24 protein-coding genes are annotated in these 23,352 nt (G+C 55.5%); all 24 read right to left on the bottom strand.

Features of this window, described 5'->3' with window-relative positions:
* Window positions 1–28 precede the first annotated feature (28 nt).
* A complete protein-coding gene (mnmA, locus tag V5S80_RS02050; protein WP_395169078.1) occupies window positions 29–1,147 on the bottom strand; it encodes a tRNA 2-thiouridine(34) synthase MnmA in 1,119 nt (372 codons plus the stop codon).
* A gap of 71 nt (window positions 1,148–1,218) precedes the next feature.
* Window positions 1,219–2,388 (bottom strand): cysteine desulfurase family protein, encoded by a 1,170-nt coding sequence (locus tag V5S80_RS02045; RefSeq protein ID WP_395169416.1) that lies wholly within the window; start codon window positions 2,386–2,388, stop codon window positions 1,219–1,221.
* Between the two features lie 138 nt (window positions 2,389–2,526).
* Complete coding sequence (locus V5S80_RS02040; RefSeq protein WP_395169077.1) at window positions 2,527–3,477, bottom strand: electron transfer flavoprotein subunit alpha/FixB family protein; 951 nt, start codon at window positions 3,475–3,477, stop codon at window positions 2,527–2,529.
* A 90-nt stretch (window positions 3,478–3,567) separates the two neighbouring features.
* A complete protein-coding gene (locus V5S80_RS02035) occupies window positions 3,568–4,356 on the bottom strand; it encodes an electron transfer flavoprotein subunit beta/FixA family protein (RefSeq protein ID WP_395169076.1) in 789 nt (262 codons plus the stop codon).
* 223 nt (window positions 4,357–4,579) lie between these two features.
* The gene (locus tag V5S80_RS02030) at window positions 4,580–6,241 is read right to left on the bottom strand and encodes a hypothetical protein (protein WP_395169075.1); all 1,662 of its coding nucleotides are present in this window, start codon (window positions 6,239–6,241) and stop codon (window positions 4,580–4,582) included.
* A 2-nt stretch (window positions 6,242–6,243) separates the two neighbouring features.
* Window positions 6,244–7,068, bottom strand: coding sequence for an NUDIX hydrolase (locus V5S80_RS02025; protein WP_395169074.1), 825 nt, complete (start codon window positions 7,066–7,068; stop codon window positions 6,244–6,246).
* A 102-nt stretch (window positions 7,069–7,170) separates the two neighbouring features.
* On the bottom strand, window positions 7,171–7,998 hold the full coding sequence (locus tag V5S80_RS02020; RefSeq protein ID WP_395169415.1) for an ABC transporter ATP-binding protein: 828 nt from the start codon (window positions 7,996–7,998) through the stop codon (window positions 7,171–7,173).
* 207 nt (window positions 7,999–8,205) lie between these two features.
* The gene (locus V5S80_RS02015) at window positions 8,206–9,156 is read right to left on the bottom strand and encodes a tetratricopeptide repeat protein (protein ID WP_395169073.1); all 951 of its coding nucleotides are present in this window, start codon (window positions 9,154–9,156) and stop codon (window positions 8,206–8,208) included.
* Window positions 9,157–9,211: 55 nt separating this feature from the next.
* A complete protein-coding gene (locus tag V5S80_RS02010; protein ID WP_395169072.1) occupies window positions 9,212–9,517 on the bottom strand; it encodes an MTH1187 family thiamine-binding protein in 306 nt (101 codons plus the stop codon).
* A gap of 82 nt (window positions 9,518–9,599) precedes the next feature.
* Window positions 9,600–10,355 (bottom strand): endonuclease NucS, encoded by a 756-nt coding sequence (gene nucS / locus V5S80_RS02005; protein ID WP_395169071.1) that lies wholly within the window; start codon window positions 10,353–10,355, stop codon window positions 9,600–9,602.
* 109 nt (window positions 10,356–10,464) lie between these two features.
* The gene (locus V5S80_RS02000) at window positions 10,465–11,034 is read right to left on the bottom strand and encodes a DUF2550 family protein (protein WP_395169070.1); all 570 of its coding nucleotides are present in this window, start codon (window positions 11,032–11,034) and stop codon (window positions 10,465–10,467) included.
* A gap of 141 nt (window positions 11,035–11,175) precedes the next feature.
* Window positions 11,176–11,553, bottom strand: a complete 378-nt coding sequence (locus V5S80_RS01995; protein WP_395169069.1) for a F0F1 ATP synthase subunit epsilon — start codon at window positions 11,551–11,553, stop codon at window positions 11,176–11,178.
* A 12-nt stretch (window positions 11,554–11,565) separates the two neighbouring features.
* On the bottom strand, window positions 11,566–13,002 hold the full coding sequence (gene atpD / locus V5S80_RS01990) for a F0F1 ATP synthase subunit beta (RefSeq protein WP_395169068.1): 1,437 nt from the start codon (window positions 13,000–13,002) through the stop codon (window positions 11,566–11,568).
* A gap of 3 nt (window positions 13,003–13,005) precedes the next feature.
* A complete protein-coding gene (locus V5S80_RS01985) occupies window positions 13,006–13,989 on the bottom strand; it encodes a F0F1 ATP synthase subunit gamma (protein WP_395169067.1) in 984 nt (327 codons plus the stop codon).
* 49 nt (window positions 13,990–14,038) lie between these two features.
* Window positions 14,039–15,715 carry a F0F1 ATP synthase subunit alpha gene (gene atpA / locus V5S80_RS01980; RefSeq protein ID WP_395169066.1) on the bottom strand — a complete coding sequence of 559 codons (1,677 nt, stop codon included), beginning with the start codon at window positions 15,713–15,715 and terminating at the stop codon, window positions 14,039–14,041.
* A gap of 62 nt (window positions 15,716–15,777) precedes the next feature.
* Window positions 15,778–16,593: a F0F1 ATP synthase subunit delta gene (locus V5S80_RS01975; RefSeq protein ID WP_395169065.1), complete on the bottom strand. Its 816-nt coding sequence runs from the start codon at window positions 16,591–16,593 to the stop codon at window positions 15,778–15,780.
* Between the two features lie 5 nt (window positions 16,594–16,598).
* Window positions 16,599–17,156, bottom strand: a complete 558-nt coding sequence (locus V5S80_RS01970; RefSeq protein WP_395169064.1) for a F0F1 ATP synthase subunit B — start codon at window positions 17,154–17,156, stop codon at window positions 16,599–16,601.
* A gap of 52 nt (window positions 17,157–17,208) precedes the next feature.
* A complete protein-coding gene (locus tag V5S80_RS01965) occupies window positions 17,209–17,445 on the bottom strand; it encodes an ATP synthase F0 subunit C (protein ID WP_395169063.1) in 237 nt (78 codons plus the stop codon).
* 80 nt (window positions 17,446–17,525) lie between these two features.
* On the bottom strand, window positions 17,526–18,380 hold the full coding sequence (gene atpB, locus V5S80_RS01960) for a F0F1 ATP synthase subunit A (RefSeq protein WP_395169062.1): 855 nt from the start codon (window positions 18,378–18,380) through the stop codon (window positions 17,526–17,528).
* 269 nt (window positions 18,381–18,649) lie between these two features.
* Window positions 18,650–19,222: a hypothetical protein gene (locus V5S80_RS01955; RefSeq protein WP_395169061.1), complete on the bottom strand. Its 573-nt coding sequence runs from the start codon at window positions 19,220–19,222 to the stop codon at window positions 18,650–18,652.
* On the bottom strand, window positions 19,219–20,397 hold the full coding sequence (locus tag V5S80_RS01950) for a glycosyltransferase family 4 protein (protein WP_395169060.1): 1,179 nt from the start codon (window positions 20,395–20,397) through the stop codon (window positions 19,219–19,221). The genes V5S80_RS01955 and V5S80_RS01950 overlap by 4 nt, the downstream gene beginning before the upstream one ends.
* Before the next feature lie 67 nt (window positions 20,398–20,464).
* Window positions 20,465–21,121, bottom strand: a complete 657-nt coding sequence (locus V5S80_RS01945) for an L-threonylcarbamoyladenylate synthase (protein WP_395169059.1) — start codon at window positions 21,119–21,121, stop codon at window positions 20,465–20,467.
* Between the two features lie 8 nt (window positions 21,122–21,129).
* Entirely contained in the window at window positions 21,130–22,236 is a 1,107-nt protein-coding gene (locus tag V5S80_RS01940; RefSeq protein ID WP_395169058.1) for a N5-glutamine methyltransferase family protein, read from the bottom strand.
* Window positions 22,233–23,306 carry a peptide chain release factor 1 gene (gene prfA, locus V5S80_RS01935; RefSeq protein ID WP_395169057.1) on the bottom strand — a complete coding sequence of 358 codons (1,074 nt, stop codon included), beginning with the start codon at window positions 23,304–23,306 and terminating at the stop codon, window positions 22,233–22,235. The genes V5S80_RS01940 and prfA overlap by 4 nt, the downstream gene beginning before the upstream one ends.
* Between the last annotated feature and the right edge of the window lie 46 nt (window positions 23,307–23,352).

The following is a 23,352-nucleotide window of genomic DNA, read 5'->3' as shown; positions in this document are numbered from 1 at the left end:
CTTCTGCATAATGTGGCTGCAAGTGATATTAGCTCGTGCGTGAGGCCTCAGAGTTCGCCGCGCGCACCCGAGATACGGACACAGTGTCACAAATCGTGCCCGACCCTAGAACAACATCGCCATCACGATCAGGGCGGTATATCACTGCTGCTTGTCCCCGCGCCACCCCTGTCAACGGTGAATGAAGATCAATCTGGGCCCGGCTTCCCTCGACAGTGACCGTTGCATCAACAACACCACCATGTGCACGTACCTGAACCTGACATTCCTGCGTTATTCCGTCATACGCACCCAAGCGGATGAGTCGATCAGCATACAACCGGCCCACACGGAGATCATCACGAGTACCCACCGTGACAGTTCCCGAATCAGCATCAATATCTGTCACGTACCGAGGCTGCCCATCCGGTGCGGGGCCAGGAAGTCCCAAACCTTTCCGCTGTCCAATGGTAAACCCATACACACCATCATGGTGGCCAATCACGGTGCCATCCTGGTCCTTCATGTCACCCGGTCGGACACCAATATGACTACCCAAGAACGCCTTAGTATTTCCGTCAGGGATGAAACAAATATCGTGACTATCCGGCTTCGAGGCCGTCATCAGGCCGGCCTCTTCGGCTTCCCGTCGAATCTCTGGCTTGCGGGTATCCCCGAGCGGGAACAAACAATGAGCCAGCTGCTCCTCATTTAACACGCCTAGAACGTACGATTGGTCCTTCTGATCATCGATAGCTCGACGCAATTCTCCGTCTTTCAGCCGCGCGTAATGACCTGTCGCCACAGCGTCAAAGCCCAGGGCGATGCCTCGATCCAATAAGGCCTGGAACTTAATCTTCTCATTGCAACGAAGACAGGGATTGGGGGTCTCCCCCATCTCATAAGAGTTAATGAAAGGATCGACGACATCCTCACGGAATCGATCTGAAAAGTCCCAGACGTAAAAAGGTATCCCCAGGGTGTCCGCAACACGGCGCGCGTCGCCAGAATCTTCCAACGAACAGCAGCCTCGGGAGCCGACACGGAGCGTCGTCGGCGTGGAGGCGAGGGCCAAATGGACACCAATTACCTCGTGCCCCTCGGCTACCAATCGCGCAGCTGCGACGGAGGAATCAACACCGCCACTCATTGCTGCCATTACACGCATGACCATCCCATCTGTTGAATCTGCACTAAGTCACACACTTTAGGTAGTCCTGCCGAGTGGGACAAACCAGATCACGCCATTCCAGCGGCGCGAGCTTGATCGACAATGCGGGGAAGAACCGCTTCCAACGCTGCGATATCGCTCTCCGTCGTGGTACACCCCAGTGTGAACCTCAGCGTGCCCCGCGCCACTGTCGGGTCAACTCCCAGCGCCAACACGACATGGCTTACCCGGTTCACCCCGGCCGCGCACGCTGACCCTGTGGACGCATCAAAGCCAGCTTGATCCAACAACATGATGAGGCTGTCCCCCTCAGCCCCCGCCACACTGACATGAACATGCCCCGGCAATGCTGGCTCAGCCGTATGAACAGTCACATCAGGAATCGTTGCCTCCATGAACGATACGATACGATCGCGGAGATGAGTCAACCGTCGGCGCTCAGCGTCCATCTCGGCGCACGCTTCAGCTAACGCCGCTGCCGTTCCCACGGCTCCAGCAACATTGGGTGTTCCTGGACGCAAGGATCGCTCCTGTCCTCCCCCCCGCAGCAGTGTGTACAGTTTCGTGGCACGTCCACACAACAACATCCCTGTTGAGCGCGGGCCACCAAATTTGTGCGCCGACGCTGCCAACGTCGTAGCCCCTGACGCATGAAAATCCACCGGGACATGGCCCACAGCTTGCACCGCGTCGACATGCCAGGGAACATCGTTATCTCGGGCAAGAGAGGCGATCGCGTCAACCGGCTGGAGAGCTCCGGTCTCATTATTCGCCCACTGAAGAGCAACGAGCGCTGGTGAACCGTCGACAAGGGCGTCAGCAAGAGCGTTGGTATCATAGTGGCCGCTCGAATCCACGGGTATCTCGACTACCTCAGCATCAGGGCCTGGCGACTCCGGGTCTGCCGCAAGCGCTTTCGCAGGTTCCATCACAGCCGGATGCTCCACCGATCCCACGAGGATGCGGCGCCGGTGGGCCGCGATCTCCCGTAGTCCACGCGTGCGTTCAGTATATAATCCCTGGACAGCGAGATTATCGGCCTCTGTTCCTGAGCCAGTGAAAATCACCTCAATGGGCTCCGCACCCAGCAGATTCGCGACCGTTTCGCGCGCTTCTTCTATAGCTTTTCGTGCCTCACGACCAGACGCATACTGACCTCCCGGATTCACTAAATCCCAGGAGTCCATCATGGCATCTTTCGCCACTTGCCGAAGGGGAGTTGTCGCGGCATGATCCATAAAAAAACGAGCTGTCGTCACCCTTCGCAGGGTAATACAGCTCGTTCGTCACTCACCACTACGCTGCTAGGGTGCCATCACACAGGGGCGCTCACAGCGAGGGTGATATCGACAGCCGACGCACGTCCTCGTGTGTGGCTAACGGTTCTTCACAGCCTCGGTAGCCTGCGGTGCGACATCGAAGAGATCACCGACGACGCCGAAGTCCGCGATCTCGAAGATGCCGGCTTCTTCATCCTTGTTTACGGCAACAATGGTCTTCGACGTCTGCATGCCCGCTTTATGTTGGATGGCACCCGAAATGCCCAGCGCGACGTAGAGATCAGGTGAGACAGTCTTACCGGTTTGTCCGACCTGGAACTTACCCGGGTAGAAATCGGAGTCCACAGCGGCGCGGGACGCACCCACCGCAGCACCCAAAGCATCGGCGAGAGGCTCAACAACATTGGTGAATCCATCGGAGGACCCGACTCCACGACCACCGGAGACGACAATCTTCGCTTCGGTCAGCTCAGGCCGATCGCCACCTTCCGCTGGCGCAAACGACGTGATTTTTACCGCAACGGGACCAGGTTCTGGCATTTCAACAGGCTCAACAGTACCCGACGCTGCCTGAGGGTCAGGCTCCACGGAGCCCGGGCGCAGTAGATAAATCGGGGACGCGCCACCGACGGAGAGCTCAACGGTGTAGTCACCGCCGAAAATGGAACTTGCTGCCGTACGGTCAGCGTTGATCTGAGTGACATCGCCAAGGATACCTGAGGCAACACGAGCACCAACACGGCCAGCGATTTCTTTACCTGTCGCCGATGACGCAATGATTACTGGAACGTTAAAACCAGCAGCCAACGCAGATAAGGCATCGACAGCCGGCGTCACCAGGTAGTGGGCAGCGTAGTCGTTTTCCGCAGCGTAGATGGTTTCTGCACCTGCAGCCGCCAGGTCATCTTTCAGGGCTTCGGAAGTACCTTCAGCGCCGACGACAACAGCGCCGACAGTACCGAATACACGTCCGGCTGTGATCAGTTCTTTCGTGTTGTTGGACAATGCTCCGTCAGCATGCTCAACGAGAACCAGTACATCAGTCATAGAAAAGTCCTTTCAATATCGGTCAGTTGTGACCGAGTGTTTTTGTTCATCAACGAACAAAAGTGGTGGATTCTGGTTTCGAATGGAGCCTTAGATGAGTTTCTGGCTAGCCAAGAACTCAACAAGTTTCGTGCCACCATCGCCCTCATCAGTAATAATTTCACCAGCGGACTTCTCTGGCTTCGGAGCGTACGCGGTGACAGAGGTCGCAGCGTTATCTGAACCGACATTGGCAGCATCAACCCCAATATCCTCAAGGTCGACCTGCTGGATCTTTTTCTTCTTTGCGGCCATGATGCCCTTGAAGGCAGCGAAGCGAGGCTCATTAGCCTTCTCGGTCACCGAAATAATCGCGGGAGTAGGGGCTTCAACGGTGTAAACGCCCTCTTCACGAGCAGTTTCACCCTTGACTATTCCATTCTCCACAGACAGAGAACGTAGTCCCGTGACCGCAGGAATCTGGCGGTATTCCGAGATCAAACCGGGCACACTGCCCATATTGCCGTCAGTGGATTGGTTACCACAGATGATCAATTCGATGTCGTCGACCAAGTTGAGTGCCTGCGACAATGTCCACGCAGTCCCCAATACGTCAGAGCCAGCAAGTCCCTCATCACACACGTGGATGGCTTCATCACACCCAAGTGAAAGTGCCTTACGAAGAGCATCTTTTGCACTGTCAGGCCCGACGGTGAGAGCCGTCACAGTGTAGTCTCCACCAGCTTCTTTGAGTTGGAGAGCAGCTTCAACGGCATTTTCATTGATTTCATCGAGAACCTGGTCTGTGCTTTCACGATCAACGGTGTAGTCATCGTCCGTGAGCTGCCGCTCGGCGTAGGTGTCCGGAACTTGCTTAACTAAAACGACAATGTTCGACATTCATTCACCTTTCTGATGGCGTGTGAGCGAAAGTCTGTGGCACAGCCATGACCGACCGCGCCTAGTATGAGGAGTTCGCTCATTGTGAGGCCCACTCTAACGCACTTCTGTGGCCTACCACACAAAAGTGTGTTCAAGCTCTCTAGACCTCACTAAGTTGCCCCCGTTTGAGTGGGCTTCACTTCTTTTTTACCCGATCAGACTTCGTTGATCATTCTGCTTGTCAACTGGTTGTCGATGCACCCACCACTCGTGGGCCACAGATAAAAGCCACAGCAGAACTGTGCCCGTTTCTCTCCCCCACCTGCGTAATCACCAGGGTATATTCCCCACTCTGCGTTCCACCGGACACGAGGCCACCACAACCTTGTGCGCTCTTCTCCGGGCCTGCCGCAGATCCCTGTCGACCCCGTGATGCCTTTCCCCGACGCTTCCGCGCGGCCGACATGATTTTCGCCCGTATATGATCCGGGTTCACAGCAACACCGCGGACAAGAACTTCGATGGTATCCGGAGCGCGATCTGCCATGGCCCTGGTCACCTTCGACAGAGGAACAGAATCAATAACCTCACATGCAAGCACTCCCGCGGGCGGAGTATCTCCGGTTAAGAACGCGATATGCGGATCGATTTGCCACATACCCCATCGATACGCGGCCTGCCTCACTAATCCAGCACGGACAATCGCCCCATCAGGATCAACGATGTACTGTCCCATACGACCAGACACATGCCGACTAAACACCGTCGTATCGCACACACCACCATCGCAACTCCTATCATTCCGAGCATCGACGTCCATCCCCGCAGACACCATGTTCTCCGGAATCGCAGGATCACGGTCAGTAAACATATCGACAGACCCGTCGGCACGAATAAGCGTTGCTCGGCGCGTGACACGTCGTTCCAACGAATGATCAGCACAATGCGTATCTCGACGGGTATCTGTCTGAGAGGTATCACCATCATGACTACAGACCTGCGCGCGAATCCCACGTGTCGCAGCCGCAATTCCAGGTGTCCACAAACATGCTTCTTTGACGGCACCAGCGACTGAAATGATTTCTACTTCCCCATCCCACCCGGAGTAATCAATGCCGGGAGCGCACTTGATAACGAGCTCAGGACAACTGCCTTCCATGCCATCGCGCCCGCTCCCCAGCGTTGTAGCCACCTGCCTGTCACCCAGCGGAAGCCTACGCCACACGTCAATCAGCCCTGGTAGCGGGGGAATGAAATCAGCAGGATGTGATATCCTCCGCCCCTGCACACGCCGGGCAGGATCCGCGATAACAACAGCGGGACGAGTAACGGGACACAACGCATCAGCATGGACAATCAAAGGCCGAACAAACCGCCGTACACTCCCTCCATCGCTCCCCCGCACTGACCGGCTCTTGTGATCACGGCCGGTGGATGCCACATTCTCAAGGACTTCCATATTATGTCGCGCCATCGCCACTCGTCCTCGATCAATATCAGATCCGATTGCCGTGAGCCCCCGACGAGCTAGGGCAGCAAGCTCACTACCAATAGAACAGGTCACGTCATGGACCAACGCCCCCGCCTGAAGCGACGGTGATAATGCCAACCGTTGCGCCCGGTACCGCGCAATAGCTACCGGGGTTGCTTGTTGCACCGACTCCGAATCCACCAACCACTCACTACGAACGTCCCCCGGCACCTTGGCATCAATTTCACGAACCCCTCGAGCTGCTCGGCGGGCCACCATGAATTCAGCCAAGACGCGACCGCGTTCACCATATACGGAACGCAACGTAGCTCCATCAGCGAACTCACTAGCTTTCGAAAACTCCAACGGTTCAGCGTCAGCGACTGCATCCGGATGATGACACAGCCACTCAACATCATCCCGTGACAACATGACTATGCCCACCCCCGAGCATGATAGGTATCAAAAGACCGTTCCACAGTGAAATATTCATCCATGAAAGGACGATGTCGTACAGCACCGGTCACAGGTTCCACAGTGAGATCCGATGCATAACCAAGTACCTCGTCGACAGTGCGAAAAGTGTCGAGCATCCGCAACTGCACCCACGTTGGCGGAAGAAGTCGAATCTTTCTATACCGCCATCCATCGAGCAGTGTCGACGGCCTAAACCACCCCGTCGACGCTGCTTCCATAGCATCATCGTGAGTATTCTGTCCTTCAGGCTGCGCAGCAACAAAGAAGTGGGTGTCATATCGCGCCGTATCCCCGGGCGGACTCACCCAGTTCGCCCACGGTCGCAATAAATCGGCTCGGATGGAAAGACCAGTATCATGAAGAAACGTCGTGAAAGCCAACTCATGGCTTTCCAACCGCGATCGAAAAGGAATATACCGGTCCGTATCGTCAACCACAGTCCCATCATCAAGCCCCGCGAGAAGCGTTCCGGCCTCTTCAAATGTTTCCCGTACCGCTGCACACACCAAAGCCTGTGCGTCACGTCGGGGAACTTTCAGATGGCGCGCCCACCACGACGTGTCATGACCAACCCATCGCAACTCAGGTGAATCCACCCCATCGCCATCCTCATCCCCAGGAAGGTCCCGACGATCAACACCACCACCAGGAAAAACAGTCATATTCGGATAGTGCATCATGGTGGAGGCACGTTCCTGAACGTAGACCTCCATTCCCCAGACCGTATCCCGCAGTAATAAAACAGTAGAGGCACGTCTCTCACCAGTTGGTGTTAGAAACATGGCCCTCCTCCTCCGGCACAACCACAAACGGTCACTGATCCACCGTCACGCTCTCGCACACACCGACGCAACCATCGTAGATCACCCCGAACCCCACAGGTGTCAACGACGATGACGCCGCGTGGACGTCACCCGGTGCGCAAAGAATCGACCGTCTACCACATCCAGCACGATGGGTTGGTGGAACGTAGCAGTCAAGTTCTCCGACGTCAACACCTCATCAATCGGACCCATGGCGACGCATTCACCTTCATCAAGAAGCATCGCATGAGTGAATCCCTCCGGAATTTCCTCCACGTGATGAGTCACCATCACAATCACCGGCGCATCGGGATTCTGCGCCAGCAAAGACAACCGGTCCACCATGTCCTCACGCCCACCAAGATCCAACCCAGCACCGGGCTCATCAAGAAGGAGAAGCTCAGGATCTGTCATCAACGAGCGAGCAATCAGCACACGTTTACGCTCCCCCTCAGACAATGTCGACCAGGTACGGTCCGCAAGGTGTATCGCACCAAGATCCTCAAGGATTACTGCCACACGCTCGTCGTCAACATCGTCGTACTGTTCACGCCATCGGCCTACAATGTTATAGCCAGCGGAAATCACAACATCGCGAACACGTTCATGATCAGGAATACGGTGAGCCAATGCCGATGACGACATCCCAATCATCGTACGCACATCACGCACATCCGTCTTGCCAAGTACCTCCCCCATAATCACACTTCGCCCGGTAGTCGGATAGGTCTCTGCCCCCGCCACTTTCATCAACGTTGTCTTACCTGCCCCATTCGGGCCAATAATCACCCACCGTTCCCCAGAGCGGACCACCCAGTTCATGGGCTGCAACAAGGTCGAACCATCACGGACAATACTGACGTCGTCAAGCGAAATAACGGCCTCAGGATCAATAGGCAACGCATCCAATTCCTCGCGTGACCGTACAACCGGTCGAGGGCGGGCGTCACTAGAACCATGCGTGTGAGAAGAAGTGTCGTGTCGAGTCACATCACTATCTTAGGACTTCCCTACGGTGACGACACCCAACCAGCCCACAGATGCTTCTACCCTGCACACATAATCTAGGTTGCCCGCAGACTGCCCTAGGCATTCTGGGCACACCACTAATCTGTATCAGAACAACAGGCTAGCCATTTCCCTCCGGGCGGAAATCACCCGAGAGTCAGCCGGATCGCAGAGCGCAAAGAGCTCAATCAACCGGTCTTTCACCCGTGTCTTCTGCTCTCCAGCCGAGGACTTCAACAGATCAAGGAGAACCCGAAAAGCCTCCTCTTCCTGCGACGACACCATATAACGATCCGCGTGGAGGAAGGTCCGCCCGGGCTCGGTCACCGGTTCGCCAGCTGCCTGGGCATCAGTTATCCGCTGGAGAAGGGGGACATGCGCACGAGCAGCCTTCGCATCGTCATTCTGTGGATCATCAGCAATAATGCTGTCGTACATGTCGAGAGCCACGGCAAAGTTCCCGCTATTCAATGCTTCTTCGGCTGCATCCAATCGTGGATCCGTGATGGCTTCCTCATCAGGCCGGGCCGTGGATGATGTGTCCTCCTCAGGAATCCCCGGCAGGTGCCGACCGACAGTGCTCAGTATCTGGTCGATCCACGCCGTGAGATCGTCTTCCTGTTGGGGTCCTTCAAGAACAGCCACCGGCCGGCCTTGAGCCATAGCGATCACCGTCGGAATGACTCGTGCACCAAAGGCTTGTGCGATGTGTGGAACAGAGTCTGCGCGTACGTTGGCGAATACCCATGTGTAATCCGCCTGGTGCACCAGGCGCTCAAGATCTTTAGCCACGCTTTGCGACTCAGGTGAACGAGTTGAGCTGATGACAACAATCACCGGAACCTGAAGAGAGCGCTTGATGACGTCACTGTCAAAGTTGGTATCGGTAACGTCGACAACAACGTGAACTCCGCCATGGTGAGATGACGTACCCGCCGCCCCCGAACGGTGGTGCTGCTGCCGTTCTGCGTCCGCGCGAGCGTCAGCCCGTGCTTTAATTTCCCCCAAATCCACCGCACCAGCTACAAAACGAGCGGGACTATTTCCCTGAGATGTCATTGGTATCATCGCCTCTTTCGTCGATGTCGTTGAGCTGAATACATAATATGAAATTCTAGGACGACGCGAGCCGGCGGTTGACAGCATCAACTTTCGCTGTGAGCTGACCAGTAAAACCTGGTCGAATATCAGCCTTAATCACGAGGGACGTACGTGGACTGACGGTGCTCACAGCCTCCGTAGCTCGCTTCACAACGTCGAATACGTCATCCCACTCCCCTTCAATCAACGTGAACATCGCGTTGGTTTCGTTGGGGAGGCCAGATTCACGAACTATCCGCACGGCCTCGGCGACCGCGTCAGCGACGCCGCCATCGTCGTCAGTAGCTGTGGTTGGAGCGACAGAAAATGCAACAATCATGATCCTGATGTTAGCCCAGGAGAATGCGCCCCCATGTCGTGCCGCAGCGGCATACCACCGCGTATTCCGCCACGAGGCGTCGTTAAAAAAGACGAAGCTCCTGTGATGGCGTCCCACGAAGCTCGTCATAGTCCACGATGACGCATCGAAACCCACGATCTTCTGCCAGTGTTCTTGCTTGGGGCCTCACGTCCTGCGCTGCCAACACCCCTGTCACTGGGGCGAGAAGTTCATCACGGTTAAGAAGTTCGACATATCGTGTTAGTTGTTCAACTCCGTCGATGCCACCCCGTCGTTTTACTTCGACGGCAACTGTTGTCCCCGCGGGATCTCTCATCAAAATATCAACGGGGCCGATGGGAGTCGGGTACTCCCGTCGCACAAGAGTGAACCCCTCGCCCACGACCTCCGGACGTTGCGCGAGCAAGGCCTGGAGGTGCGCTTCCACCCCATCCTTCGTCAGTCCAGGATCGTCACCGAGGTGGTACGTCGTGTCCGAGATTGTCTCATGCACAGTAATCCGAAGTTGTTCGCCCTTTTTATTTTCGACGACCCACAGCTCCTCGGTAGACGAGGCCACACCATCAGTCGGCCCGTGCTCGTGGACGCCGACTATGGGGGTATCCGCACTGACGGGCTCCAGGTCATCCATGTCGATTGGGTATACCGTCAATGTACATGGAGGGGTCATCCAGTTCAGTGGCTTATATGCCCGATCATCCGCGTGCACGGATACAGAACCATCAGCTTTTACCATAAGTAGCCGGTTCGCTCGCGGCAGATGGGCAGTTAATCGACCCACATAATCAACCGAGCATGTTGCGATGACAAGGCGCATGAGCGAGAGATTACCAAAACCAACCCCTCCGCCAACTATTGGCTAGATGCAATCGGTATGGCGTTCGACACCGCCGAGAAAACACATATGTGGCGCCCTACATGTGGCCCTATTTTTTCATAGCCCGATAGCGGCGGCCTGCACTTATTCGTGAATGCGGTTGAGAGAAGGGGCCGCTTGCACCCCGAGCTGAAGAACGTCTCCAGCTGCGGCAACCTGTGGCGTTACCCTGTTCTCTCCCACGACGTGGATGTCGTGTGAGGCGCTGAATTCTGGTGCTGGGGGCGGATTCAAGCCACGCAACAAGGGCCATATCTAAGGCGTGTCCCCCCGCGAGGTCGATGCGGAAATCCCCCGACTGAAGTTCAATAATTCGCGGATCGGCGAGGAGACGCACGACCCCCGATTTAACGTCCCTCCGGCCTACAATCTGAATTCTACGTCGATCACTGATGAGATCCGGCCGCAGGCGTAATGATCGAAGGAGATAGAATTTTGCTTTACTTTCCCCCAAGATCACAACCCCGTGGCGCCACCGTAGCGGCTCGCCGTCGTGGTGAACGGCCGTGCACATTGGAATACCGCGTGGCCGAATCCATGTAAATCGCCAGATCGCGACGATCACTCCCCACGTGAAAGCGACCATGGATGCAACTAGCAGGGTGACGAGAAGAATCATGGGTTGCCCTTCCCACTACGTCTATCGACGGTTGGCCAGATGGGTCATTGTGTGATTGAACTATCGACGACAAAGCCCCCGTAAAAATCCAAGGTGTGACCCTTGATCTTACGGGGGCGTAGGCAAAAGTGGAAAATCAGTCTACTTTTCCTTAGCTCGCTGAACTGCTCGCAGCTCAGATTGCGCCTGGGCACGGCCATGCGCATCAGTATCAGAACCCTTGAAACTCTGCTCTGCACTGGAGACGTCGACTTCCGAGGACCATGTGGCGTGATCCGCCAAGATGGAGACCTTATTCTTGTCGACGGAAAGGAATCCACCCTGGACGGCGGCGACTTTCTTCTCGCCATCGGTGGTGCGAATAACCACCACACCGTTTTCTACGAGCTGCCCGAGAACGAGCTCATGTCCAGGAAGTATGCCGATCTCGCCTTCTGTAGTCTGTGCGGTGACAGAGGTCGCAGCACCTGACCACAGTAGTCGTTCGACGGAGACCAACTCAGCGGCAATCTCAGCCATGGTGTCCCTACCTTACTTCTCTTGCAGCTTCTTGTACTCGGCTTCGACATCGTCGAGGCCGCCGAGACCGTTGAAGCAGCGCTCGGGGTATGCGTCGTATTCTCCGTCGCAGATGCGGCGGAACGCGTCGATGGTGTCTTTCAGCGGAACGTAAGAGCCTGGCAAACCAGTGAACTTCTCTGCGACAAAGAAGTTTTGACCCAAGAAGCGCTCGATACGGCGGGCACGCTGAACAGTAATCTTGTCTTCTTCAGACAGCTCGTCCATACCGAGAATTGCGATAATATCCTGCAGCTCTTTGTTCTTCTGCAGAATGTTGATCACGCGCTGAGCAACTTCATAGTGCTCTTCACCGACGATACCGGGCTCGAGAATACGAGACGTTGAGGTCAGCGGATTCACAGCGGGGTAAATACCCTTCGAAGCGATCGAGCGGTCGAGCTCTGTGGTTGCATCCAGGTGTGCGAACACTGTCGCCGGAGCAGGATCAGTGTAGTCATCGGCGGGGACGTACACGGCCTGCAAGGATGTAATCGAACGTCCCTTGGTGGAGGTAATGCGCTCCTGGAGCTCACCCATTTCATCAGCCAGTGTCGGTTGGTAACCAACGGCGGAGGGCATACGACCGAGCAGGGTCGACACCTCAGAACCAGCCTGGCTGAAACGGAAGATGTTGTCGATGAAGAGGAGCACATCCTGGTGTTGAACATCGCGGAAGTATTCCGCCATCGTCAAACCAGAAAGAGCCACGCGCATACGCACTCCCGGCGGCTCATCCATCTGGCCAAACACGAGTGCGGTGTCTTGAAGCACGCCCATCTCTTCCATTTCGAGGAAGAGATCTGTACCCTCACGGGTGCGCTCACCGACGCCAGCAAAGACTGAGGTACCGGAGAACTCGCGCGCGATACGGGTGATCATTTCCTGGATGAGGACTGTCTTGCCCACACCAGCGCCACCGAAGAGGCCGATCTTGCCGCCCTTCACGTAGGGGGTCAGAAGGTCGATGACCTTGATACCGGTCTCGAGGATCTCTGTTTTACCTTCGAGCTGGTCGAATGCCGGGGGTTCACGGTGGATGGACCACTGTTCACCATCGCGGCCTAAGCCGGGTTCATCAAGGCAGTCACCGAGCGCGTTGAAGACGTGGCCTTTCACGGTGTCTCCGACCGGGACGGAAATGGCCTTGCCGGAATCTTTCACTTCAGCGCCACGGATCAAACCGTCAGTCGGTGCCATCGAGACGGCACGGACAACGTTGTCACCGAGGTGCTGAGCGACTTCAAGGGTAATGGTCTTGGCGACGGCCTCAAGGTCAACGTCGACGGTCAGCGCGTTGAATAGCGCCGGTAGTTCTCCGCGAGGGAATTCCACGTCGACAACCGGGCCGATGACGCGCGTGACGCGGCCGCTGAGGCCGGTCTGCTGCTCGTTGAGAGCTGTAGTCATTGGTTAGTCACTTTCTCCGCTGTCGTCGAGCGCTCCTGCGCCACCGACGATCTCTGTGATTTCCTGGGTAATTTGTGCCTGTCGAGCCTGGTTAGCTGTGCGGGACAGCGTAGTAGCCAGCTCGGTAGCGTTATCCGTAGCCGAGCTCATCGCTGTGCGACGCGCTGCGGACTCCGAGGCTGCAGATTCCAACAGCAGAGCGTACAAGGCACGGGACACGTAATGCGGAAGAAGTTCCGCCAGCAATGTGTTCGCATCAGGCTCAAACTCGTAGTCGGCGCTGACCTCGGAATCGTCCGGATCGGACAGCATGTCCTCGCCGGTTTCGATGTCCTCGTAGTCGACGACTGCTTCCATCGGGAGCATCTGGCGTGCAACCGCTTTCTGGGACAGCATCGACTCAAACTTCGTATACACGACGTGAAGCTGGTCGAAACCTTGAACGCTGTCGCCTTCAGACGCGGTCAATCCTGGACGCCACTCGGCTTTCCCGGACGAACTCGCTGAGAATGCCTCGATGAGGTGACGGCGCATCTGGTGGGTCCCCTGGTAGTCGGGATCCTGGGAGTACCCAGTCCACGCACCCTCAATGGGCTCACCACGGAAACGGTAGTAAGTCAGACCCTTGTTGCCGAAAGTGTAGAGAACAACCTCATAGCCTTGCTTTTCCAACAAGCCGCGCAGTTCGGCGACTTTCTTGAAGACATTGTGGTTGTAGCCGCCACACATTCCACGGTCGCTGGAGACGACGAGAATAGCCGCACGATTGCCGCCGACACGTTCGCGGAGCATCGGGTGATCCAGCGAACTAGCCGATGACAAGCGTTGGACAACCTTCGTGATTTCGTCCGCGTACGGCTGCGAGGCTGCCACTCGGGCCTGCGCTTTAGTGATCTTCGAAGTGGCGATCAGCTCTTGGGCTTTGGTGATCTTCTTAGTCGAGTTGACGGACTTAATCCGATCTCGGAGCTCACGTAACGTAGCCATTTACACTCATCGCCTCCCTTCGTTCTTATCCATTGTGCGCGCACCGCCCTTACTTGCCCGAGGACTTACGCGACACAGTGATCTGTTCTTTGCCCAGTTCAGACTTTTCCATCGGATCCACGTCAGGCTCGTTGATGACAGGTTTTCCGTCGGATGCCTGGAAATTCTTCTTGAATTCATCGACCGCGGAGCTGAGCTCTGCCTTGGAGTCATCGCTCAGCGGTGATCCGCCATCGATCTGCTCATAGACACCAGCGTGCTTCGAGTGAAGGTGCTCAAGAAGCTCGGACTCGAAACGGCGAATATCCTCGACCGGAACGGAATCGAAATCGCCATTGCCAGCAAGGTAAATGGACACCATCTGGTCTTCCACAGCCTGCGGATGGTTTTCCTGCTGTTTCAGCAATTCGACCAGGCGGGAACCGCGCTCCAATTGCGCCTTTGATGACTCGTCGAGATCCGACGCGAATGCAGCGAATGCCTCCAGATCACGATAGGCGGCAAGATCCATACGCAATGAACCAGACACCTTCTTCATACCCTTGGTTTGGGCAGCACCACCGACACGGGAAACTGACACGCCAACGTTAATAGCCGGGCGAACACCCTGGTTGAAGAGATCAGATTCCAGGAAGACCTGACCATCGGTGATAGAAATCACGTTGGTCGGGATGAACGCCGAGACGTCATTAGCTTTTGTCTCGATAATCGGAAGTGCGGTCATAGAACCACCACCCAACTCGTCGGACAGCTTAGCTGCACGCTCCAACAGTCGGGAGTGGAGGTAGAAGACATCACCAGGGTACGCTTCGCGGCCCGGTGGACGCCGCAGCAGCAAGGAAATAGCACGGTAGGCTTCAGCCTGCTTGGTCAAATCATCGTAAATGACCAAGACGTGCTTGCCCTTGTACATCCAGTGCTGTCCCAATGCTGCACCTGCGAAGGGAGCGAGCCACTTGAAACCAGCAGCATCAGATGCAGGAGCTGCAACGATCGTGGTGTACTCCAATGCACCATTGTCTTCAAGAGTCTTTCGGACACCAGCGATCGTAGAACCTTTTTGCCCGATAGCTACATAGATGCAACGGACCTGCTTCTCGGGGTCTCCAGACTCCCAGTTCGCCTTCTGGTTAATGATGGTGTCGAGGCACACAGCCGTCTTACCGGTCTTGCGGTCACCAATGATCAATTGACGCTGACCACGCCCGATGGGGGTCATAGCGTCAATGGCCTTGATGCCGGTCTGGAGTGGTTCCTCCACCGGTTGACGCATCAGCACCGACGGTGCCTGCAATTCAAGGACACGGTCATCTTCAGCCTCGATGGACCCCAGGCCGTCGATGGGGTGTCCCAGGGGGTTGATAACTCGACCGAGGAACTTATCCCCGACCGGAATGGATAGGACCTCACCGGTCCTCTTTACTTCATCGCCTTCCCTCAAGGACTCGTAGTTACCCAAGACCACGACACCGACCTTGTCGGTATCGAGGTTTTGAGCGACGCCAATGACGCCACCCGGGAACTCAAGCAACTCATTAGCCATCACTGATGGCATGCCCGAAACCTGGGCAATACCATCAGCCGCGCTAATGACCACGCCGACCTCCTCACGGGAGGCCTCCGCGGAGTAGCTCGAGGTGTAGTTCGCTATCGCGCTACGGATCTCGTCGGAGGAGATCGTCAGCTCCGCCATGTTCTTCCTGCTCTCGGTAGTCTCTTCCAGCATTACTTGTTATCAATGTCGTATGTCAGATCGCGGCCGTAATCGGTATCCGCCCGACGCACACGTTAAGCAAATGCTCGACGTAACTTGTCAAGCTTGCCTGCTGTACTGCCGTCGATACGCTCATCACCGACCCGAACGACCATTCCACCGAGGATGCTGGGATCAACCTCTCCGTGGATGGACATCTTGTGACCATAGATTCGACCAAGCTTCTCAGCCAGGGTAGATCGTTGGCTATCGCTCATCACACCTGCAGTAACCACGTGAGCAACCTCATACCCACGCAAATGCGCTGCTTGTCGTGATAGCGTTTCACACGCTTCAACGGGACGCTCTTTGGCACGAGCAACCGCCTGCAGGGAAAGGGTTTCTGTCACCGAAGTGACTTTTCCATACACGACGGAAGCCAACAGGTGGCGACGTCGATCTGCGCTAGTTTGCCGATCTGCCAGAAGCATCTCCAATTCTGGCGACCCTTCCAGCACTCTTGCCAGTTGGAACAGCTCCGATTCGACGGTGGTCAGCCTACCCTGCGCTTCGGCCGCACGGAACAATGCCCGCTGTCCGAGCTGAACTAAGCCATTACGAAAATCGCGCGTATTCGACCACGTTTTGTCCACTGCCGAACACAACACGCTGCGCGAAGCCTCGTTTAGCTTGTCGCCGAAAACACGATCGGCAAGGTCAACACGTTTGTCGGAGGGAGCTGCAGGATCGATAAGCGCCACACGGAGGTCACGATTGGCGTCTAAAACGTCGACGACGTCGAACAACTCAGGTCCGATATGAGCGCCAACAACAACCGCATCGGACTGAGCGATGAAACTATCGAGCGACGTTGCCACTGCGGTTATCGATGCTCGGCTCGCTGCGTGCATACTGATCACTTCCCTGCCGGAATATCATCCAAGGAGGACAGGAAAGAATCCACTGTCGCTGCGCGCTTGGCATCGTCGGATAGATGAGAGCCGAGAATCTTTTCAGCCAAGTTGACTGAGTTCTGGCCCATGTCCTTGCGCAATTCGGCAACGACAGCATCGCGCTGAGCAGCTAGGTGCTTTTCGCCTTGTGCGATGATCCGACTGCTTTCCTCAGTCGCTTCGCTCTTCATATCTGCGACGATCTTCTGACCGTCAGCACGAGCTTCATCACGAATGCGAGCAGCCTCTGCACGAGCCTCGGCAAGCTGGTCATTGTATTTTTGCAGCGCAGCCTTGGCCTCAGTTTGAGCAGCCTCTGCACGTTGAATGCCGCCTTCGATGCGGTCTTCACGCTCAGAGAGAACCTCTTGGAACTTCGGAAGGACAAACTTCCAAAAGAGGAACAGGATAAGCACGAAGCAGACGATGGACCAGACGAGGTCGTATGGCAAAGGGAGGAGCGGCAAGTTGCCCTGTTCAAGAGGCAGTGTGTCCTCAGCCAAAATAAGTGAGTTCGTCATAGTCTCCAGCTTTCGCTATTTCGAATTTCAGGATGTAGTACAAACAACCTGATTAGAACAGGAAGCCGGCGACCAAGCCGATAAGGGCGAGAGCCTCAGTGAAGGCAATACCCAGGAACATGGTGGTACGAAGCTGGCCAGCCATCTCCGGCTGACGTGCCATGCCTTCCACGGTCTTACCGGCAACAATGCCGATACCAATGCCAGGTCCAATAGCGGCGAGGCCGTAGCCGATAGCGCCAAAGCCTTTGTAGTTGGCGGAGTCTGCAGCGAGAAGAATCGCGTTCATGGGGTGTTCCATTCCCTTTCAAAATGACGTTGATTTTTCAACGACGTATTGGTGAAAAACTTCGAGTGGGGGGTGTTCAGTTAGTGTTCGTCCGCATGCAGGGAAAGCTCGATGTACACCGCAGTCAGCAGGGCAAAAATGTATGCCTGCAGGAAGATCACCAACACCTCAAACAGCGAGAACGCAAAAGCTGCTGCGATGGTGAAACCAGACGCAACGAGCCAGCCGTTGAGCTGCCAGAAGAAGAAGTTGGTGGCCGAGTACAAGAGCACCAGCACGATGTGACCTGACAACATATTGGCCATTAGACGAATGGTCAACGTGACAGGACGCAAGATAAAGGTCGAGAAGAACTCAATCGGTACGACCAAGAAGTAGAGAAGGAATGGCAACCCCGGAATGACCAGAGAGCTCTTCATGTACTTTCCGAATCCGTACCGCTTCGCGCCTGCATAGACCATGCAGATGTAGGCGACCACGGCGAGGAGCAATGGCATGCCGATGCGCGCATTCGGAGAGACGTTCAAGAACGGAATCACTGAGGGTGCGTTCATGAACAGTACGAGGAAGAAGATCGTGGAAATTATCGGAAGGAAGCGACGTCCTTCTTTTCGACCAAGAATCTCCTCGCTGATATGGATACGGACGAAATCCAGCAGGTACTCTGCGATGTTCTGCATTCCGCGCGGAACCAACTTCGGTTTCCGCATGGCGAACAAGAAGAACAGTCCCATGAGCACCATGACGAGGAGTCGGACGAACATGATGCGATCAATGGCGAACCAACCGTCGGCAATATTACCGAACCACAAGTTGATGTGATCACCACTTGAAGCACCATCAGGACAGCGAGACTCAGAGACGTCGCCTGTCCCACAGACGAACCCCGGGAAAAAGTCGTGGTCCAGATCTGGGGCTTCGAAATGCCCCTTCATGGACAAGGTTGTAACGCTCAGCGTTCTCTCCCGTGTTCGGGCCGTTTTCTGGTCACACAGAAAACGGTGCGATGGAGGTCTATGTGCATAGCCCGCCGCGGATTCCGTCGCACATCATCGCGGGGGCCCGGGGGTTACTCGGGGGTGGCTACGCATAGCGACATTCCTAATAACCCGCCGTTGACCATAGCAGCTTAATCCAGGTTTTTTCCAAGCGATCCCTCAAATGACCTCCCCCTGGGACTACACCTGGAGTTTCACCATGACGACTATCGCTGGTGGGCGCTGGATTCCTCCAGCTCAAGGTCCGCAATATAGGTCACACGAGCAGTCAGAACTCCCCACGTTTCAGATATCAGTCCAACTACCAATGCCACGATGACCGTGACAGCAAGAGCTACATGATCGAAGAAATGCATGTTCTTCAAAGCAACCAAGACAAGAAGAACGACAACGATCTTCACCAGCCATGTGCCCATGACCACAGCCATCGTTGTTTGCGGGTTCGTTCGTGAGGTCACAAGGACGCTGACAACGGTTAACAACACGAATGCACCGCCGATAACGGATCCGATGAGCGCGCCCCAGACACCGGGCAAACCTGATTTTCCACCCCACACCAGCAAAGAAAAGATCGCGAGACAACCAATCGCGACGGATCCCAGTCGAGCTGCCTTCAGTAGCGGCCAGCGAGGATCTGACACATGTCGGCTTCGCTTCCTAATCACCTTGTCAATGTGCGAATCATCGCTCGGTGCCGGCGTTGAGGAAGACTCGGAGAGCTCCCCTGCCGAAGAAACTGGGATGCTGGTCGGTTGATCAGAAGAGTGCGAATCAGTCACGCTGGCTGATTGTAGCGGTCAGGATGCCGACGATCACGCGAGCGTGGAACTGAAGTAATTCCAACAGCAGTGATAATTGCGAGCCCGACCGCAATAAGAGTGACGTCTGTCGGCAAAATTGTTGCTGCGACAGCACTAAATGCCACGACGCTAACCCACGTATAGAGCACGAGGACAACCCGCCGGTGGGTATGCCCCAACTGCAACAGCCGATGATGCAAGTGCTTTTTATCGGGAGCAAAAGGGCTCTTTCCATGGCTCACACGTCGAATAACGGCCATGATGAGATCAAGCATCGGAATAAACACGCTCGCGACAACGACAATAATGGGGCTGAGCAACGCAAATACATCAGCAACTCCATACAGCGACATTGTGATACGCCCAGATGCAGAAGTTGATGCCGCCGCCAAGAGAAGCCCCACCAACATCGATCCAGTATCCCCCATAAATATTCGGCTGGGTTCAAAGTTGTGAGGAAGAAAACCCACACACGCTCCAATGAGCACAGCGGAGATAATGGCGGGAGGATAAGCACTAACCGCCCCTCCCTGGTCACGCAAAATCGAGATGGAAAACGCAAAAAGTGATATCCCCGCAATTCCTCCAACGCCTGCGGCTAGTCCATCAAGGCCATCGACAAAATTGATCGCGTTAATCAATGTCACCGTAAACACAACAGTCAAGACAGTAGACTGGACTTGGTCCAGGATGACCGTCGTTCCGCCATTCCACGGTATATACACAAGACTCCAGCTCAACCCCAATAAACTCATGACCGTAGCACCCGCAATCTGCCCGACCAATTTCACGAGCGCGGGAATATTGTACAAATCATCAATCACTCCAACGACGACAATCACCAGCGCAGCCCACAGCAACGCCCGCAAGTCCGGAGTCATCGGGGGAAAACCACGATTTAAAGCAGGCAACTGGTTGGCAAGTATCAATCCCGCAACGACGCCTGCGAACATCGCCAACCCACCCAGACGCGGCCGTGGCTGCGTATGCACGTCACGAGCACGAGGAATAGCAACCCTACCTGTGCGAACCATAAAGGATCTCACACAACCCGTCATGAGGAACGTCACAATACACCCAGTACACAGTACGAGGACAAGCTCCCGAACAGGCACGCCAGCTCCCCCAACGGCTGATTGCGCAACAACGGTCATTATGGCTTTTCTACCCCACATTCCATCGACAATTCACGCGGATTAGGCGACCACGCTTTTCTGTGACCTATCCCTGGCGTAGAGCCGCGGGGTTTGTGCCCAGAACGTGGGCGATACGCTCTGCAGTAACCGCTCCTTCGCGCAACAGTCGCGGGGCGGGCGAGGTGAGATCAATGATGGTTGATGGTTCTCCGACGAGAGCTTCCCCATCATCAAGATAGACAGATGCTTCCGACCCCAACATTCGCTTGGCAGCGATTGCCGTCGTGGCTGGCATCTGACCCGAAATGTTGGCAGAACTAACAGCCATGGGGCCGGTAGAACGAAGGAGTTCAATAGCAACCGGCTGCAGCGGCATTCGAATCATGACCGACCCGTTAGTATCACCTAAATCCCAAGGCAGCGATGGCGCCTGTGTCACGACAAAAGACAGCCCTCCCGGCCAGAAAGCCTGAATAAGCTCTCGCATACGCGGTGTCACTGTCTGTACCAAACCATCAACGGTATCCCACGACCCAATTAAGACCGGGACCGGCATATCCGGCCCACGATGTTTCGCCCGCAGCAGCGCTGCAACAGCGTCATTATCGAACGCATCACACCCAATGCCATATACCGTGTCAGTCGGAATAACGACAAGCCGACCACCCCGGACCGCATTGTTGGCCGCATCAAGTCCGCGACGTCGCTGTTCATGATCGGTGCAATCGTAGATTGTGCTCATTATTGTTCTTACGCTTTCTTAGTGTCCGTCGCTGTTCCGGTCACAAATCTATCGCGCCCCGCCAAGTCTCTATGGATTTCGAGGTTGCTGAAACCATGATCCTCCAAGCATTGTGCAGTCATAGACCCAGCCGTTTCATCATGTTCAATCGCCACGACCGTTCCCTGCGAAGATAAAGCCTCCACCACCATCACCATGGGGGTGATGACCAGCATTCCATCTTTACCAGCAAACACGGCCTCATGAGGATCAGCCGCCACCTCAGGCGAAACCTCCGTAGACTCCGGTACATATGGCGGGTTCGATACAATCATATTCGCACATATTCCATCGTCTGCGCGTGCCGAGGACGCCCCACGCGCTCTAGCGTCATTGCATATCAAGACCTGTTGAATATCCGCCAATATGCTCGGAGCTGTCACGTCACCGTGACATAACTCAACGGACAGGCAATCAGCATCTGCTTCAGAAAGCCCGGCACCACGTGCCTCGCGACGCCACTCGTCAATAAAAGTAGCCACATTACGCCGGGCGAATTCCAATGCATCGGCGCTCTTCTCGACACCAACAATTCGAACATGAGGCAACGCTGACACCTCATTCGATACAGAGCAATCACTCCGCATCATGGTACGATGACGCGATAATAAGGCATTACCCGCGGCATGAGCAATACCCAACGCCAACGTTCCGGGCCCCGTGCACAAATCAACAACGGTGTACGCCGGCACAGCCTTCATCGCGCGGCGGAGTTCCTTCCCTGCCCACTCCACGATCAACTCAGTCTCAGGACGGGGAATAAACGCCCCCGGCCCGACCTCGATGTCAATACCAGCGAAACGTACTGTCCCCATAATATGTTGAAGCGGTTCCCGCCGTTCACGACGGGCAATATACGATTCAAAAACCGTCGCGACAGCAGGATCCACCTGGTCTTGTCGTCGGAAAAACAACGACGACCGTGTTACCGGGTCCTCCCCCTCCCTCGCGTAAAGAGTTAACGCATGAGCCATCAGGAGTTCTGCATCAACACGTGGGGAGTCCACCCCCGCAGCACGCAATCGCCCCCCGGCATTGTGGATCATCTGCCGAACAGAGGTACGAGGATAGGTCATTCTGCCTCAAGACGCTCAGCGCGCTCAGCAGCCTGCAACGCAGAGAATAAATCGTCAAGATCTCCATCGAGGACTTGATCAAGGTTATGCGCTTTGTAATTAATCCGGTGGTCAGAAACCCGATTTTCTGGGAAGTTATAAGTGCGGATGCGCTCCGAACGGTCCATCGTCCGAACCTGGGCAGCACGATCAGCCGATGCAGCTGCCGCTGCTTCTTCTTCTTTTATCTGCTGCAATCGAGCAGCCAGCACCTGCATAGCACGTGCCTTATTCTGGATTTGGCTTCGCTCTTTCTGACAGGTGACAACAAGGCCCGTCGGCAAATGTGTAATACGGACAGCCGAGTCGGTGGTATTCACCCCTTGACCACCTTTTCCAGACGAGCGGTAAACATCAACGCGAATATCTTTGTCATCGATGTCGACATCCTCGACTTCGTCGGGCTCTGGGTAGACCAGAACACCCGCCGCAGACGTTTGGATCCTCCCCTGGGATTCCGTCACCGGCACACGTTGCACACGATGGACGCCCCCCTCGAACTTAAAAACACTCCACGCGCCATCACGGGAGGGCTTCTTCAACCGGATAGACATGGTGATGTCCTTGATGCCCCCAAGATCCGTCGGTGATTCGTCTAACACCTCGATAAGGAATCCATGCTTATCTGCGTAGCGGTGATACATACGTACCAGTTCGCCGGCAAACAAGGCAGCTTCCTCACCACCAGCGCCAGATTTCACTTCCATCACGATGTCATCAGCATCATGCGGGTCCCTCGGCGCAAGAAGATCCGCTAATTTGTCGGAAAGTTCCTCTTTTTCACTCCGTAGCCGTTCAGCCTCCGCAGCAAACTCCTGGTCCTCGTGAGCCATGTCCTCGGCGACTTCAAGGTCTTCCGTCACAGCCCGCAATTTATCATTCGTCTGAATAATGGGTTGCAACTCCGAAAACCGCTTACCGACCTTCCGAGCACGAGCAGCGTCGTTATGTAAATCAGGGTCAGCTAACTGAGCTTCGAGTCCTTGATATTCCGAAACAATGTCGTCGACCGCTGACACATGCGTCGCCATGACCGAGTGTGCTCCTTGAAATCGTGATGTGATGCTCGCACCACTG

Source organism: Corynebacterium sp. PCR 32 (assembly GCF_037464985.1).
Taxonomy (GTDB): Bacteria; Actinomycetota; Actinomycetes; order Mycobacteriales; family Mycobacteriaceae; genus Corynebacterium; species Corynebacterium kroppenstedtii_D.
This window is presented reverse-complemented; position numbering and strand designations above follow the sequence as displayed.

Bases quoted from the DNA above. Each gene is read 5' to 3' on its own strand.
- mnmA (WP_395169078.1), bottom strand. From the start codon at position 1,147: ATGCGTGTAATGGCAGCAATGAGTGGCGGTGTTGATTCCTCCGTCGCA.
- V5S80_RS02045 (WP_395169416.1), bottom strand. From the start codon at position 2,388: ATGGATCATGCCGCGACAACTCCCCTTCGGCAAGTGGCGAAAGATGCC.
- V5S80_RS02040 (WP_395169077.1), bottom strand. From the start codon at position 3,477: ATGACTGATGTACTGGTTCTCGTTGAGCATGCTGACGGAGCATTGTCC.
- V5S80_RS02035 (WP_395169076.1), bottom strand. From the start codon at position 4,356: ATGTCGAACATTGTCGTTTTAGTTAAGCAAGTTCCGGACACCTACGCC.
- V5S80_RS02030 (WP_395169075.1), bottom strand. From the start codon at position 6,241: ATGTTGTCACGGGATGATGTTGAGTGGCTGTGTCATCATCCGGATGCA.
- V5S80_RS02025 (WP_395169074.1), bottom strand. From the start codon at position 7,068: ATGTTTCTAACACCAACTGGTGAGAGACGTGCCTCTACTGTTTTATTA.
- V5S80_RS02015 (WP_395169073.1), bottom strand. From the start codon at position 9,156: ATGACATCTCAGGGAAATAGTCCCGCTCGTTTTGTAGCTGGTGCGGTG.
- V5S80_RS02010 (WP_395169072.1), bottom strand. From the start codon at position 9,517: ATGATTGTTGCATTTTCTGTCGCTCCAACCACAGCTACTGACGACGAT.
- nucS (WP_395169071.1), bottom strand. From the start codon at position 10,355: ATGCGCCTTGTCATCGCAACATGCTCGGTTGATTATGTGGGTCGATTA.
- V5S80_RS02000 (WP_395169070.1), bottom strand. From the start codon at position 11,034: ATGATTCTTCTCGTCACCCTGCTAGTTGCATCCATGGTCGCTTTCACG.
- V5S80_RS01995 (WP_395169069.1), bottom strand. From the start codon at position 11,553: ATGGCTGAGATTGCCGCTGAGTTGGTCTCCGTCGAACGACTACTGTGG.
- atpD (WP_395169068.1), bottom strand. From the start codon at position 13,002: ATGACTACAGCTCTCAACGAGCAGCAGACCGGCCTCAGCGGCCGCGTC.
- V5S80_RS01985 (WP_395169067.1), bottom strand. From the start codon at position 13,989: ATGGCTACGTTACGTGAGCTCCGAGATCGGATTAAGTCCGTCAACTCG.
- atpA (WP_395169066.1), bottom strand. From the start codon at position 15,715: ATGCTGGAAGAGACTACCGAGAGCAGGAAGAACATGGCGGAGCTGACG.
- V5S80_RS01975 (WP_395169065.1), bottom strand. From the start codon at position 16,593: ATGCACGCAGCGAGCCGAGCATCGATAACCGCAGTGGCAACGTCGCTC.
- V5S80_RS01970 (WP_395169064.1), bottom strand. From the start codon at position 17,156: ATGACGAACTCACTTATTTTGGCTGAGGACACACTGCCTCTTGAACAG.
- V5S80_RS01965 (WP_395169063.1), bottom strand. From the start codon at position 17,445: ATGAACGCGATTCTTCTCGCTGCAGACTCCGCCAACTACAAAGGCTTT.
- atpB (WP_395169062.1), bottom strand. From the start codon at position 18,380: ATGAAGGGGCATTTCGAAGCCCCAGATCTGGACCACGACTTTTTCCCG.
- V5S80_RS01950 (WP_395169060.1), bottom strand. From the start codon at position 20,397: ATGACCGTTGTTGCGCAATCAGCCGTTGGGGGAGCTGGCGTGCCTGTT.
- V5S80_RS01945 (WP_395169059.1), bottom strand. From the start codon at position 21,121: ATGAGCACAATCTACGATTGCACCGATCATGAACAGCGACGTCGCGGA.
- V5S80_RS01940 (WP_395169058.1), bottom strand. From the start codon at position 22,236: ATGACCTATCCTCGTACCTCTGTTCGGCAGATGATCCACAATGCCGGG.
- prfA (WP_395169057.1), bottom strand. From the start codon at position 23,306: ATGGCGACGCATGTGTCAGCGGTCGACGACATTGTTTCGGAATATCAA.